This window comes from Streptomyces glaucosporus (assembly GCF_039533345.1).
GTDB classification, from domain to species: Bacteria; Actinomycetota; Actinomycetes; order Streptomycetales; family Streptomycetaceae; genus Streptomyces; species Streptomyces glaucosporus.
This window is the reverse complement of record NZ_BAAATJ010000007.1, coordinates 67,865-80,536: the sequence shown is the minus strand read 5'-3', so window position 1 is coordinate 80,536 and position 12,672 is coordinate 67,865. Positions and strand designations below refer to the sequence as shown.

At 72.3% G+C, this 12,672-nt stretch carries 12 protein-coding genes; 6 read left to right on the top strand and 6 right to left on the bottom strand.

Features of this window, described 5'->3' with window-relative positions:
• Nucleotides 1-40: 40 nt before the first annotated feature.
• Nucleotides 41-256: a hypothetical protein gene (locus tag ABD358_RS10580; RefSeq protein WP_344630656.1), complete on the bottom strand. Its 216-nt coding sequence runs from the start codon at nucleotides 254-256 to the stop codon at nucleotides 41-43.
• A gap of 4 nt (nucleotides 257-260) precedes the next feature.
• Nucleotides 261-1,133 carry a mycothiol conjugate amidase Mca gene (gene mca / locus ABD358_RS10575; RefSeq protein WP_344630655.1) on the bottom strand — a complete coding sequence of 291 codons (873 nt, stop codon included), beginning with the start codon at nucleotides 1,131-1,133 and terminating at the stop codon, nucleotides 261-263.
• Nucleotides 1,134-1,230: 97 nt separating this feature from the next.
• On the opposite strand from mca, the gene ABD358_RS10570 reads away from it, so the two are divergent.
• Together ABD358_RS10570 and greA are read left to right on the top strand one after the other, a co-directional pair.
• Complete coding sequence (locus tag ABD358_RS10570; RefSeq protein WP_344630654.1) at nucleotides 1,231-1,650, top strand: DUF4307 domain-containing protein; 420 nt, start codon at nucleotides 1,231-1,233, stop codon at nucleotides 1,648-1,650.
• A gap of 139 nt (nucleotides 1,651-1,789) precedes the next feature.
• The gene (gene greA / locus ABD358_RS10565) at nucleotides 1,790-2,287 is read left to right on the top strand and encodes a transcription elongation factor GreA (RefSeq protein ID WP_344630653.1); all 498 of its coding nucleotides are present in this window, start codon (nucleotides 1,790-1,792) and stop codon (nucleotides 2,285-2,287) included.
• 73 nt (nucleotides 2,288-2,360) lie between these two features.
• Here the strand turns inward: greA and ABD358_RS10560 are convergent, their stop codons facing one another.
• From ABD358_RS10560 to ilvA, 3 genes are all read right to left on the bottom strand, one after another.
• Complete coding sequence (locus tag ABD358_RS10560; RefSeq protein ID WP_344630652.1) at nucleotides 2,361-3,224, bottom strand: ABC transporter permease; 864 nt, start codon at nucleotides 3,222-3,224, stop codon at nucleotides 2,361-2,363.
• Nucleotides 3,221-4,249, bottom strand: a complete 1,029-nt coding sequence (locus ABD358_RS10555) for an ATP-binding cassette domain-containing protein (protein WP_344630651.1) — start codon at nucleotides 4,247-4,249, stop codon at nucleotides 3,221-3,223. The genes ABD358_RS10560 and ABD358_RS10555 overlap by 4 nt, the downstream gene beginning before the upstream one ends.
• A 240-nt stretch (nucleotides 4,250-4,489) precedes the next feature.
• Complete coding sequence (gene ilvA / locus ABD358_RS10550; RefSeq protein WP_344630650.1) at nucleotides 4,490-5,791, bottom strand: threonine ammonia-lyase; 1,302 nt, start codon at nucleotides 5,789-5,791, stop codon at nucleotides 4,490-4,492.
• A gap of 189 nt (nucleotides 5,792-5,980) precedes the next feature.
• Between ilvA and ABD358_RS10545 the strand changes: the two genes are divergently transcribed.
• From ABD358_RS10545 to ABD358_RS10530, 4 genes are all read left to right on the top strand, one after another.
• Nucleotides 5,981-6,550, top strand: coding sequence for a MarR family winged helix-turn-helix transcriptional regulator (locus tag ABD358_RS10545; RefSeq protein WP_344630649.1), 570 nt, complete (start codon nucleotides 5,981-5,983; stop codon nucleotides 6,548-6,550).
• A 123-nt stretch (nucleotides 6,551-6,673) separates the two neighbouring features.
• Entirely contained in the window at nucleotides 6,674-8,740 is a 2,067-nt protein-coding gene (locus ABD358_RS10540; RefSeq protein ID WP_344630648.1) for a thioredoxin domain-containing protein, read from the top strand.
• 83 nt (nucleotides 8,741-8,823) lie between these two features.
• Nucleotides 8,824-10,035 carry a pyridoxal phosphate-dependent aminotransferase gene (locus ABD358_RS10535; protein ID WP_344630647.1) on the top strand — a complete coding sequence of 404 codons (1,212 nt, stop codon included), beginning with the start codon at nucleotides 8,824-8,826 and terminating at the stop codon, nucleotides 10,033-10,035.
• Nucleotides 10,036-10,263: 228 nt separating this feature from the next.
• Nucleotides 10,264-10,689 carry an SCO4983 family protein gene (locus tag ABD358_RS10530; RefSeq protein ID WP_344630646.1) on the top strand — a complete coding sequence of 142 codons (426 nt, stop codon included), beginning with the start codon at nucleotides 10,264-10,266 and terminating at the stop codon, nucleotides 10,687-10,689.
• Nucleotides 10,690-10,792: 103 nt separating this feature from the next.
• Here ABD358_RS10530 and ABD358_RS10525 read toward each other — a convergent pair whose 3' ends face one another.
• On the bottom strand, nucleotides 10,793-12,628 hold the full coding sequence (locus tag ABD358_RS10525; protein WP_344630645.1) for a phosphoenolpyruvate carboxykinase (GTP): 1,836 nt from the start codon (nucleotides 12,626-12,628) through the stop codon (nucleotides 10,793-10,795).
• Nucleotides 12,629-12,672 lie beyond the last annotated feature (44 nt).

The window sequence follows — 12,672 nt, the reverse complement described above, 5'->3', positions numbered from 1 at the left end:
GGCGCGCCGTCGCCGCACGGTGCGGCGGGTGACGCCGGGTTCAGGACCGGTTCGGTTCCCCGGCGGAGGAGTCCTCGAAGTCGACCTTCCCGATGTGGCGGTTCATCGACTTCATCAGCATCCAGACGGCCAGGCCCAGCACTGCGAAGACCAGGAAGCCGAGGATGCCGGGCGTCACCTTGTTCTTGTCGAACTCCTCGGCCAGGTTGACGAGACCGGAGGAGTGGGCCAGCGCGAGGGAGGTGGACGGGCTCATGGCGTCAATTCTCGCGGATGCCCGCGAAGAGGTCGTCCTCGGGTAGGGAAGTGTCCACCAGCGACTTCGCCAGCTCGTACTCCTCCGTCGGCCAGACCTCCTTCTGGACCTCCAGCGGGACCTTGAACCAGCCGCCGTCGGGGTCGATCTGGGTGGCGTGGGCGATCAGCGCCTTGTCCCGGATCTCGAAGAAGTCCGCGCAGGGCACGAACGTCGTCAGCGTGCGCTCGGGGCGCTGGAACTCCTCCCAGTGCTTGAGCCACTCCCCGTAGGGCGACTCCAGGCCGCGCTCCAGCATCGCCTCGTGGAGGGCGAGGGTGCGGGGGCGGTTGAAGCCCTGGTTGTAGTAGAGCTTCAGCGGCTGCCAGGGCTCGCCCGCCTCCGGGTACCGCTCGGGGTCGCCCGCGGCGTCGAAGGCCACCATCGTGATCTTGTGGGTCATGATGTGGTCCGGGTGCGGGTAGCCGCCGTTCTCGTCGTAGGTCGTGATGACCTGCGGACGGAAGGAGCGGATCAGCTTCACCAGCCGCCCGGCGGCCTCCTCCACGTCCTGGAGGGCGAAGCAGCCCTCCGGCAGCGGCGGCAGCGGGTCGCCCTCGGGCAGGCCGGAGTCGACGAAGCCCAGCCACTCCTGCTTCACGCCCAGGATCTCGCGGGCCTCGGCCATCTCCTTGGCCCGCACCTCGTGGATGTGCTCCTCGATGTAGGCGTCGCCCTGGAGCTTGGGGTTGAGGATGGAGCCGCGCTCTCCGCCCGTGCAGGTCACGACCAGCACGTCCACCCCCTCGGACACGTACTTCGCCATGGTCGCCGCGCCCTTGCTCGACTCGTCGTCGGGGTGAGCGTGCACGGCCATCAGTCTGAGCTGTTCGGTCAAGGCTCGATCCTCGTTGGCTGGTCGGTGGAGACGGCTTCTATAGTGACGGAAACGGCATCCGCTTGTATTCCCGATAGGACCGACAGGACGTGGCTCGATGACCCCGGCGACTCCCGCACACGACGGGCTCACCCGCGAGCGGTACGGACGCTCCGCGGACGAGCGCGCGGACCGCGTGCTGAAGCTGGTCGGCGCGGTGCTGGGCGTGGCCTTCCTGGCGCTCGTCGGGTGGTTCGGGGTGTCGTACGTCACCGGGACGAAGGTCAGCGGCGAACTGATCAAGTTCGACGTGGCCTCCGACCGGGAGGTCGTCGTCCACCTGGAGGTCCGCAAGGACGAGGGCGTCACCGGGGTGTGCACCCTCAGCGCCCTCGCCCGGGACGGCGGGGAGGTCGGACGGGCGGACTTCACCTTCGACCAGAAGCGGGACCGGATCGACGAGGTCGTCACCGTACGGACCACGGACCGGGCCGGCACCGCTCAGCTCGTCGGCTGTACGGCGGTCGACGGAAGCTGATCTTCCACCCGAGCCTCCGGCGGTTGACCTTCTTCCCTTTTCCGTCGGAATTGTTAGGCTCGTGGTTTCGCCCACCCGTGAAGGCGCACCCTTCGGGTAGGGCGTTGCTTTATATCCCGAGTACCTACGAGGAGCACCTGTGACCCAGACCAGCGACAACGTCACCTGGCTCACCCAGGAGGCGTACGACCAGCTCAAGGCCGAGCTGGAGTACCTGTCGGGTCCTGCCCGCGCCGAGATCGCGAAGAAGATCGAGGCGGCCCGCGAGGAGGGCGACCTCCGTGAGAACGGCGGTTACCACGCGGCCAAGGAGGAGCAGGGCAAGCAGGAGCTGCGGGTACGACAGCTCACCCAGTTGCTGGAGAACGCCAAGGTCGGCGAGCCTCCGGCGGACGACGGCGTGGTCGAGCCCGGCATGGTGGTCACCGTCGCCTTCGACGGCGACGAGGACGACACGCTGACGTTCCTCCTCGCCTCCCGCGAGTACATGAGCTCGGACATCGAGACCTACTCGCCGCAGTCTCCACTGGGCTCGGGTGTGAACGGCAAGAAGGTCGGGGAGGACGCGCAGTACGAGCTGCCGAACGGCAAGGTGGCGTCGGTGACGATCCTGAACGCCAAGCCGTACCGGGGCTGACCGGCGAGGACGGCGCGGTCCCCGGTCCCCGCGGAGAACCCGCGGGGACCGGGGACCGCTGTGGTGGGGCCGGTCAGCCGGCCGAGCGGTACCTGCGCACCGCCAGCGTGCGGAAGACCGCGATGATCAGCACCGACCACAGCAGCGAGGCCAGGACCGGGTGCTGCATGGGCCAGGCGTCCGGGGTCGGGTAGTTCGCCGGAAGGTTGCCGAACAGCTCGCGGCACGCCAGCACGGTCGCGCTGAACGGGTTCCACTCGGCGACGGGCTGCAGGGACGACGGCATGTTCTCCGCGGGCACGAAGGCGATCGAGACGAAGGTCAGCGGGAACAGCCAGATCAGCCCGCCGGAGGTGGCCGCCTCCGGGGTGCGCACCGACAGGCCGATCAGCGCGCCGATCCAGGTGAAGGCGTAGCCCAGCAGGAGCAGCAGGCCGAAGCCCGCCAGCGTCTTGAGGATCCCCTCGTGGGCCCGCCAGCCGACGATCAGCGCCACCGCCGCCATCACCACCAGGGTCAGCGCGGTCTGGACGAGGTCGGCCAGCGTACGGCCGGTGAGGACCGCGCCGCGTGCCATCGGCAGGGAGCGGAAGCGGTCGATGAGGCCCTTGTGCATGTCCTCGGCGATGCCCGCGCCCGCGCCGGCCGTGGCGAAGGTGACCGTCTGGGCGAAGATGCCCGCCATCAGGAACTCACGGTAGGCGTCCGCGTCCACGCCGGCGCCGGGAATCGTGATCGATCCGCCGAAGACGTAGCTGAACAGCACCACGAACATGATCGGCTGGATCAGGCCGAAGATGATCATCTCCGGGATGCGGAGCATCCGCAGCAGGTTGCGCTGGGCGATCACCAGCGAGTCCGTCAGGGACTGGCCGATGCCGCCGCCGCCCGACGCGGGGGCCTGGGTCCTGGACGCCAGGTCGGTGGTGGTGCTCACTTGACGCGCTCCTTCCGCCCGGTGGTCTCTTCGGTGCCGTCGGTGCTGTCGGCGCCGTCCGTGCCGCCGGCGCCCTCGCCGGTCCCCTCGGCGGCGTGGCCGGTCAGCGAGATGAACACGTCGTCGAGGGTCGGACGGCGCAGGCCGACGTCGTCGATCTCCACGCCCCGGGCGTCCAGCTCGCGGATGGCCTCGGCGAGCAGCTTGGCGCCGCCGGCCACGGGGACGGTCAGCCTGCGGGTGTGCTCCTCGACGGCGACCGCGCCCCTGCCCAGGACGCGCAGGACCTCCTCGGCGGTGCCGATGGCGCCGCGGTCGTGCACGACCACCTCGATGCGCTCGCCGCCGATCTGCGCCTTGAGCCGGTCGGAGGTGCCGCGCGCGATGACCCGGCCGTGGTCGACGACCGCGATGTCGTGGGCGAGGCGGTCGGCCTCCTCCAGGTACTGCGTGGTCAGCAGCAGCGTGGTGCCGCCGGAGACCAGTTCCTCGATGACCTCCCACAGCGCCTGGCGGTTGCGGGGGTCCAGTCCGGTGGTGGGCTCGTCCATGAACATCACCGGAGGGCTGACCACCAGCGCGGCGGCGAGGTCGAGCCGGCGGCGCATGCCGCCCGAGTAGGTCTTGGCGGTCCGGTCGGCGGCGTCGGCGAGGCCGAACCGCTCCAGCAGCTCGTCCGCCCGCCGCTTCGCGTCGCGCGCGGACAGCTGGTAGAGGCGGCCGACCATCCGCAGGTTCTCGCGTCCGGTCAGGTACTCGTCGACGGCCGCGAACTGGCCCGACAGGCCGATGGAGCGGCGCACCTGGTGGGGGTGGGCGAGGACGTCGATCCCCGCCACGACCGCGCGTCCGCTGTCGGGCCGCAGCAGGGTGGTCAGCACGCGGACGGTGGTGGTCTTCCCGGCGCCGTTCGGCCCCAGCAGGCCCAGCACGGTGCCTTCGGGGACGTCGAGGTCGACGCCGTCCAGAGCCCTGACGTCGCCGAAGGACTTGACCAGCCCCTCGGCGTAGATGGCACCTGGCATGGAGGTCTCCCATGGGTGTGGGTGGTCGGAAAACTGACGGAAGCAGATGGAACCGATGAAAGCCCACATAAGGGGTTGCCCGCCGCCGGGCGCCTCCGGCGCGGCGAACGCGGGGACGCACCGGGTGCGGTGGTGACTCAGCACTATGCAGCAACGCGATATATCGCGTCAACTCACTCGCGATACCCGGCGATTCGCGCCGTCCGCTCCCCACCGCCCGGCGTGCGCCGGGCGCGCGCCTCAGCCCATCACCGTGTAACCGGCCCGGCGGAGCGACGCGGTCACCTCGGCGCAGTGCTCCGGCCCCTTGGTCTCCAGGTGCACCTCCACCTCCGCCTCCGTGAGCCCGAGCCGGGGATCGGTCCGCACGTGGCTCACGTCCAGGACGTTGGCGTCCGCCACCGACAGCTCCCCCAGCAGCGCGGCCAGGGCGCCCGGGCGGTCGGTCAGCCGCAGCCGCAGCGACAGGTACCGGCCCGCCGCCGCCATGCCGTGCCGCAGCGTCCGCTGGAGCACCAGGGGATCGACGTTGCCGCCGGAGAGCACGGCCACCACCGGCCCCTCGAAGGACTCCGGAGCGGACAGCAGGGCCGCCACCGGGCTGGCCCCGGCGGGTTCGACGACGAGCTTGGCCCGCTCCAGGCAGAGCAGCAGCGCGCTGGAGAGCGCGTCCTCGGACACCGTGCGGATCTCGTCGACCAGTTCGCCGACGATCCTGAACGGCACGTCGCCGGGCCGCCCCACCTTGATGCCGTCCGCCATCGTCGAGACCGACTCCAGCGCCACCGGGTGCCCGGCGGCCAGCGAGGGCGGGTACGCCGCCGCGCCCTCGGCCTGCACCCCGACCACCCGTACGTCCGGGCGGAGCGTCTTCACCGCCAGCGCCACCCCGGCCGCCAGCCCGCCGCCGCCGACCCCCACCACGATCGTGCGGACCTCCGGGCACTGCTCCAGGATCTCCAGCCCGACCGTGCCCTGCCCGGCCACTATGTCGGGGTGGTCGAAGGGGTGGATGAACACCGCGCCGGTCTCGGCCGCGTACTCCTGCGCCGCCCGCAGCGTCTCGTCCACCACCTGCCCGTGCAGCCGCACCCGGGCCCCGTAGTCGCGGGTCGCCGCCACCTTCGGCAGCGGCGCGCCCACCGGCATGAAGACGGTCGACCGCACCCCGAGCAGCGAGGCGGCCAGGGCCACCCCCTGCGCGTGGTTGCCCGCACTGGCCGCGACGACGCCGCGGGCACGCTCCTCGGCGGACATCGCGGCGATCCGCACGTACGCGCCGCGCACCTTGAACGAACCGGTGCGCTGGAGGTTCTCGCACTTGAAGTGGACCGGCGAGCCCACCAGTTCGCTCAGGTGGCGGCTGCCCTCCAGCGCCGTCACCCGGGCCACCCCGGAGAGGGTCTTCTGCGCGGTCCTTATGTCGTCGAGGGTGAGGGGCGGGGTCCCGGCGGAACCGGCGGGACCGCCGCCGGGGACGGATCCGGGCGCGGCGTCGGAACCGGTGCCGGGACCGGTGTGCTGGGCAGGACTGGCAACCATGCCGCCAGTCTGGCAGCCCGGCGGCCCCGGGGGCGCCACGCGGCCGGGCCGAAGCGCCCGCCCGCGGCGCGGCGGACCCGGCCGCACCTATTCGTACGGCACCCGTACGGGGCGCTCCCGGGCCGCGTACGCTGTGGCAGACCCTCAGACCGTCGTAGCCCTTACTTCCGAAGAAGCGAGCAACCGGCCATGCCCACGCACCCGGACATGACGACCGCCCACCCCCACGACGAAGCGAGCGAACCAAGCGCGCGGGCCGGCACGCCCCCCGCGGCGGAACCCCGGGACCGGGACGGGATCCCGGAAGGGGCCGAAGGGCTCCTCGACGCCCTCCAGCACCAGGTGGCCCTCTTCGCGCGCCGCGCGGAGCAGACCCGGCTCGGCGGCGTCGGACAGGCCCGCAACTCCATGGACCGGGCGGCCTACCTCCTGCTCAACCGGCTCGACCAGGACGGGCCCACGGGCGTCAAGGCGCTCGCCGCGGGCATGGGGATCGACTCCTCGACCGTGACCCGCCAGGTGGCGCCCCTGGTGGAGTCCGGCCTGGTCAAGCGCACCTCGCACCCCGACGACGGGCGCGCGGTCGTCCTCCGGCTCTCCCCCCGGGGCGCCTCGCGGCTGGAGCAGGTGCGCGCCTCGCGGCGCGAGCTGATGGCGCTGCTGACGGAGGAGTGGAGCGAGGAGGAGCGCACGGTCTTCTGCGCCCTGCTCACCCGGTTCAACCAGGCGCTGTCGGACCTCCAGGCGGCGAACTCCTGACCCTCGCGGCCCCGTTCCGGGCCCCTCCCGGAACGGGGCCGGCGCGCCCTCGGACCGGCGTTTCCCTCCGCGCCCCCGCGTCGCGGTTCCCGGTGCGGGGCGCGGAAGGGGCAGGATGGGGACATGGCCAACCGACTCGCCGCCGAGACGTCCCCCTACCTCCTCCAGCACGCCGACAACCCGGTCGACTGGTGGCCCTGGTCGCCCGGGGCGTTCGAGGAGGCGCGCAGGCGCGACGTGCCGGTGCTGCTCAGCGTCGGCTACAGCTCGTGCCACTGGTGCCACGTGATGGCGGAGGAGTCCTTCGCCGACGAGGCCACCGCCGCCTACCTCAACGCCCACTTCGTGTCCGTCAAGGTGGACCGCGAGGAGCGCCCGGACGTCGACGCCGTGTACATGGAGGCCGTCCAGGCCGCCACCGGGCACGGCGGCTGGCCCATGACCGTCTTCCTCACGCCCGGCGGCGAACCCTTCTACTTCGGCACCTACTTCCCGCCCGCCCCCCGGCACGGCATGCCGTCCTTCCGGCAGGTGCTGGAGGGCGTCCACGCCGCCTGGACCGACCGCCGGGAGGAGGTCGACCAGGTCGCGGGGCGGATCGCGGAGGAGCTGGCGGGACGGAGCATCGGGCACGGCGGGGACGCCCGGCCGCCCGGCCCGGACGAGCTGGGCGCCGCGCTGCTCGGCCTGACCCGGGAGTTCGACCCCGTGTACGGCGGCTTCGGCGGCGCGCCCAAGTTCCCGCCGTCGATGGTGCTGGAGTTCCTGCTGCGGCACCACGCCCGCACCGGCTCCGAGGGCGCGCTGCAGATGGCCGAGGCCACCTGCGAGGCCATGGCCCGCGGCGGCATCCACGACCAGCTCGGCGGCGGCTTCGCCCGCTACTCGGTGGACGCCGAGTGGACGGTGCCCCACTTCGAGAAGATGCTCTACGACAACGCCCTGCTGTGCCGGGTCTACGCCCACCTGTGGCGCGCCACCGGCAGCGAGCGGGCGCGGCGGGTCGCGCTGGACACCGCCGACTTCATGGTCCGCGAACTGCGCACCCCCCAGGGCGGGTTCGCCTCCGCGCTGGACGCCGACAGCCCGGTGCCCGGCGGGGAGGACGGCGCCGGACGCCACAAGGAGGGCGCGTACTACGTCTGGACGCCCGCGCAGCTCCGCGAGGTGCTCGGCGAGGAGGACGCCGAACTGGCCGCCGCCCACTTCGGGGTGACGGAGGAGGGCACCTTCGAGGAGGGGGCGTCCGTCCTCCGGCTCCCCGACACCGGCGGGCCCGTGGACGCGGGCCGGATCGAGTCCGTCCGCCGCCGGCTGCTGGCCGCCCGCGAGGAGCGCCCGCGCCCCGGACGGGACGACAAGGTCGTCGCCGCCTGGAACGGGCTGGCCGTCGCGGCGCTCGCCGAGGCGGGCGCCTACTTCGACCGCCCCGATCTGACCGAGGCGGCCGTCGCCGCCGCCGACCTGCTCCTCGCCGTCCACCTCGACGACCGCGGCCGCCTGGCGCGCACCTCCCGCGACGGGACGGCCGGCTCCGGCGCCGGGGTGCTGGAGGACTACGGCGACGTGGCGGAGGGCTTCCTCACCCTGTACGCGGTGACCGGCGAGACCTGCTGGCTGGAGCTGGCCGGCTCCCTGCTGGACACCGTGCTGGACCGCTTCGCCGCCCCCGACGGCACCCTGTACGACACCGCCGACGACGCCGAGCGGCTCATCCGCCGCCCCCAGGACCCCACCGACAACGCCGCCCCCTCCGGCTGGACGGCGGCCGCCTCCGCCCTGCTGACCTACGCCGCCCACACCGGCAGCGCCCGCCACCGCGAGGCGGCGGAACGGGCGCTGGGCGTGGTGCGGGCGCTGGCCCCGCGCGTACCGCGCTTCATCGGCTGGGGGCTGGCCGCCGCCGAGGCCGCCCTCGACGGTCCGCGCGAGATCGCGGTCGTCGGCCCGGCCGGCGACCCCGCCACCGCCGCGCTGCACCGCACCGCCCTGCTGGCCGGCGCGCCCGGCGCCGTGGTGGCCGTCGGGGAGCCGGGGGCCGAGGAGGCCGGTCCGCTGCTGCGGGACCGGCCGCTGCTGGACGGCCGCCCGGCGGCGTACGTCTGCCGGAACTTCGTGTGCGGCCTCCCCACGGCCGATCCGGGGGAGCTGGCCGAGGCGGTGGGGACGGCGGAGGCGGTCCGGGGGTGACGGCCGCCCGGCGGGGCGCGGCCGTCACCCGCGTGGGGAAGAACACGGGGCGTTCCGCGCGACCCCCCCGTACAGTGACCGGTATGCAGGTGATCCAGTCGACGAAGCTCGCGAATGTCTGCTACGAGATCCGGGGTCCGGTCCTCGAGGAGGCGATGCGGCTTGAGGCGGCGGGTCACCGCATCCTCAAGCTCAATACCGGCAACCCGGCGCCCTTCGGCTTCGACTGCCCGCCGGAGATCCTGGAGGACATGCTGCGCAACGCCGGGTCGGCGCACGGCTACGGCGACGCCAAGGGGCTGCTGTCGGCCCGGCGCGCGGTGACGCAGTACTACCAGACCAAGGGCATCGAGCTGGACGTCGAGGACGTCTACCTCGGCAACGGCGTCTCCGAGCTCATCCAGATGTCGATGCAGGCGCTGCTCGACGACGGGGACGAGGTCCTCGTGCCCGCGCCGGACTACCCGCTGTGGACGGCGTCCGTCTCCCTGGCCGGCGGCACGGCGGTGCACTACCTGTGCGACGAGCAGTCGGACTGGATGCCCGACCTCGCCGACATCGAGCGCAAGGTGACCGACCGCACCAAGGCGATCGTCGTCATCAACCCCAACAACCCCACCGGCGCCGTCTACGACGACGAGATGCTGCGGGGGCTGACGGACATAGCCCGCCGGCACAACCTGATCGTCTACTCCGACGAGATCTACGACAAGATCCTCTACGACGGCGCCGTCCACACCCCCACGGCGGCCATCGCCCCGGACCTGCTCACCATCACCTTCAACGGACTGTCCAAGTCCTACCGGGTGGCCGGGTACCGCTGCGGCTGGATGGCGGTCTGCGGCCCCAAGGCCCACGCCGCCAGCTACATCGAGGGCCTGACGATCCTGGCGAACATGCGGCTGTGCGCCAACATGCCGGCGCAGTACACGGTGGCCGCCGCGCTGGGCGGACGGCAGTCGATCAACGACCTGGTGCTGCCGGGCGGACGGCTGCTGGAGCAGCGCAACACCGCGTACGACCTGCTCACCAGCATTCCGGGCGTGACCTGTGTGAAGCCCAGGGGCGCCCTCTACCTCTTCCCCCGGCTGGACCCCAAGGTCTACAAGATCAAGGACGACCGGCAGATGGTCCTCGACCTGCTGCGGGCGGAGAAGATCATGGTCGTCCACGGCACGGGCTTCAACTGGCCCGAACCGGACCACTTCCGCATCGTCACGCTGCCGACCTCGCAGGACCTCGCCGACGCGGTGCGGCGGATCGGCACCTTCCTGGACGGGTACGGCCAGTACTGACCGAAGGCCCCGGGCCCCGGGGATCCCGCGTTCCGGCGGGATCCCCGGGGCCTTCGCCGTCGTCCCGCGTGTCTCCGTCGTCCCGCGTGTCTCCGTCGTCCCGCGTGTCCCCGGCGGTCCGCGCGTGTCCCCGGGTGCGGTCCCGGGCCGGCGGGAATCGCCGGGCGGCGACTACTTTAGACTCTGTCTAAGTTAAGATGTACTCCTGTAGTTGCCAGGAGGCCATCCATGTACGAACCGATCCGCACCCCGTCGGTCCACGCCATGGCCGATCCCGCCAGGACCGAGAGCAGCATTCCGCGCCGCTCGCGCGAGGAGGAACTGGACAACCGGCTCGCCGGTCATCTGACCGCCCTGCTGACCGTGACCGACGAGCTGCGCGCGTACGCACCCGGCGAGGAGCTGGACGCCGCCGCCCAGCGGCTGGAGTCGCAGATCACCCGGCTGTGCGGAGGACGGGCCCCGCTGCGGGCGACCCCGTCGGCCGACGCGGGCGGTCCCTCCCGCGTCACCGCCCTCCACCAGCGGGCGCACACCCTCGCCGGGCAGGCGCTGGTCGTGGCCACCTCCCGCTCGAACGACGAGGCGGCCGGGCTGGCCGCCGAGCGGATGGAGGCCCACGCCCGGGAACTCGGCCTGGCCGGGGTCGGCTGAGCCGGCGCCCGGAGCGCCGGAAAACCCGCCGGCCCCCGTTCCGGCGTTCCGCGCCGGGACGGGGACCGGCGGCCGGGTCCGGGGGCCCGGCCCGGGACGGGGCTCAGCCCAGCCGCTCCACCAGGGCGCGGTACTCGTCCCACATCTCCTTCGGCGTGTGGTCGCCGAAGGTGTTCAGGTGCTCGGGGATGAGCGCGGCCTCCTCGCGCCAGACGTCCCTGTCGACCGTCAGCAGCAGCTCCAGGTCCTCCTCGGGCAGGTCCAGGCCCTCGGTGTCCAGCGCCTCCTTCGCCGGGAGGATGCCGATGGGCGTCTCGACGCCCTCGGCCTCGCCGTTCAGGCGCCCGACGATCCACTTCAGCACGCGGCCGTTCTCGCCGAAGCCCGGCCAGACGAACCTGCCCCCGTCGTCCTTGCGGAACCAGTTGACGTAGTAGATCCGCGGCAGCTTCTCCGGGTCGGTCTTCCTGCCGACCTCCAGCCAGTGGCCCATGTAGTCGCCCATGTTGTAGCCGCAGAACGGCAGCATGGCGAACGGGTCGCGGCGCAGCTCGCCGACCCTGCCCTCGGCGGCGGCGGTCTTCTCGGAGGCCACGTTGGCGCCGAGGAAGACGCCGTGCTGCCAGTCGAAGGACTCCGTCACCAGCGGGACGGCGGTGGCGCGGCGGCCGCCGAAGAGGATCGCCGAGATCGGCACGCCCCGGGGGCCCTCCCACTCCGGCGCGATGATCGGGCACTGCGAGGCCGGCACGGTGAAGCGGGCGTTGGGGTGGGCGGCAGGGGTGCCGGAGTCGGGGGTCCAGTCGTTGCCCCGCCAGTCCGTCAGGTGCGCCGGGGGCTCCTCCGTCATGCCCTCCCACCACACGTCGCCGTCGTCGGTGAGGGCGACGTTGGTGAAGATCGCGTTGCCCCACAGGGTCTTCATCGCGTTGGCGTTGGTGTGCTCGCCCGTGCCCGGCGCCACGCCGAAGAAGCCCGCCTCGGGGTTGATCGCGTAGAGGCGGCCGTCCTCGCCGAAGCGCATCCAGGCGATGTCGTCGCCGATCGTCTCGACCGTCCAGCCCGGGATGGTGGGCTCCAGCATCGCCAGGTTGGTCTTGCCGCACGCACTGGGGAAGGCGGCGGCCACGTACTTCGACTCCCCGCGGGGCGGCGTGAGCTTCAGGATCAGCATGTGCTCGGCGAGCCAGCCCTCGTCGCGGGCCATCACCGAGGCGATGCGCAGCGCGTAGCACTTCTTGCCCAGCAGCGCGTTGCCGCCGTAGCCCGAGCCGTAGGACCAGATCTCCCGCGTCTCGGGGAAGTGGGAGATGTACTTGGTGGAGTTGCACGGCCAGGGGACGTCCTCCTGCCCCGGCTCCAGGGGCGCTCCGACGGTGTGCACCGCCTTGACGAACGTCCCGTCCTCGCCCAGCTCCTCCAGCACGGCGCTGCCCATGCGGGTCATCGTCCGCATGGAGACGGCCACGTACGCGGAGTCGGTGATCTCCACGCCGAGCGCCGAGAGGGGGGAGCCGAGCGGGCCCATGCAGAAGGGGACGACGTACATGGTCCGGCCGCGCATGGAGCCGCGGAAGATGCCGCCCTCGCCGCCGGAGCCGGTGAAGATCTCCCGCATCTCGGCGGGGGCCATCCAGTTGTTGGTCGGGCCGGCGTCCTCCTCCTTCTCGGAGCAGATGAAGGTCCGGTCCTCGACGCGGGCCACGTCGGTGGGGTCGGAGGCGGCGTAGTACGAGTTGGGGCGCTTGACCGGGTCGAGTTTCCGGAACGTGCCCTTCTCGACCAGCTCTTCGCACAGGCGCTCGTACTCCGCCTCGGAGCCGTCGCACCAGACCACGCGGTCGGGCCGGGTGAGGGCGGCGATCTCGTCGACCCAGGCGATCAGCTCCTGGTGCCGGGTGGGAGTCGTGCTGCTGGGAGCCGCAGTAGTGCGCGCCACAATCGCTCCAGAGGTTGAGGGTTTTGTTCCGGATACTGCACATG

Bases quoted from the DNA above. Each gene is read 5' to 3' on its own strand.
- ilvA (WP_344630650.1), bottom strand. From the start codon at position 5,791: ATGGTTGCCAGTCCTGCCCAGCACACCGGTCCCGGCACCGGTTCCGAC.
- ABD358_RS10570 (WP_344630654.1), top strand. From the start codon at position 1,231: ATGACCCCGGCGACTCCCGCACACGACGGGCTCACCCGCGAGCGGTAC.
- ABD358_RS10530 (WP_344630646.1), top strand. From the start codon at position 10,264: ATGTACGAACCGATCCGCACCCCGTCGGTCCACGCCATGGCCGATCCC.
- ABD358_RS10580 (WP_344630656.1), bottom strand. From the start codon at position 256: ATGAGCCCGTCCACCTCCCTCGCGCTGGCCCACTCCTCCGGTCTCGTC.
- ABD358_RS10540 (WP_344630648.1), top strand. From the start codon at position 6,674: ATGGCCAACCGACTCGCCGCCGAGACGTCCCCCTACCTCCTCCAGCAC.
- ABD358_RS10535 (WP_344630647.1), top strand. From the start codon at position 8,824: ATGCAGGTGATCCAGTCGACGAAGCTCGCGAATGTCTGCTACGAGATC.
- ABD358_RS10545 (WP_344630649.1), top strand. From the start codon at position 5,981: ATGCCCACGCACCCGGACATGACGACCGCCCACCCCCACGACGAAGCG.
- ABD358_RS10555 (WP_344630651.1), bottom strand. From the start codon at position 4,249: ATGCCAGGTGCCATCTACGCCGAGGGGCTGGTCAAGTCCTTCGGCGAC.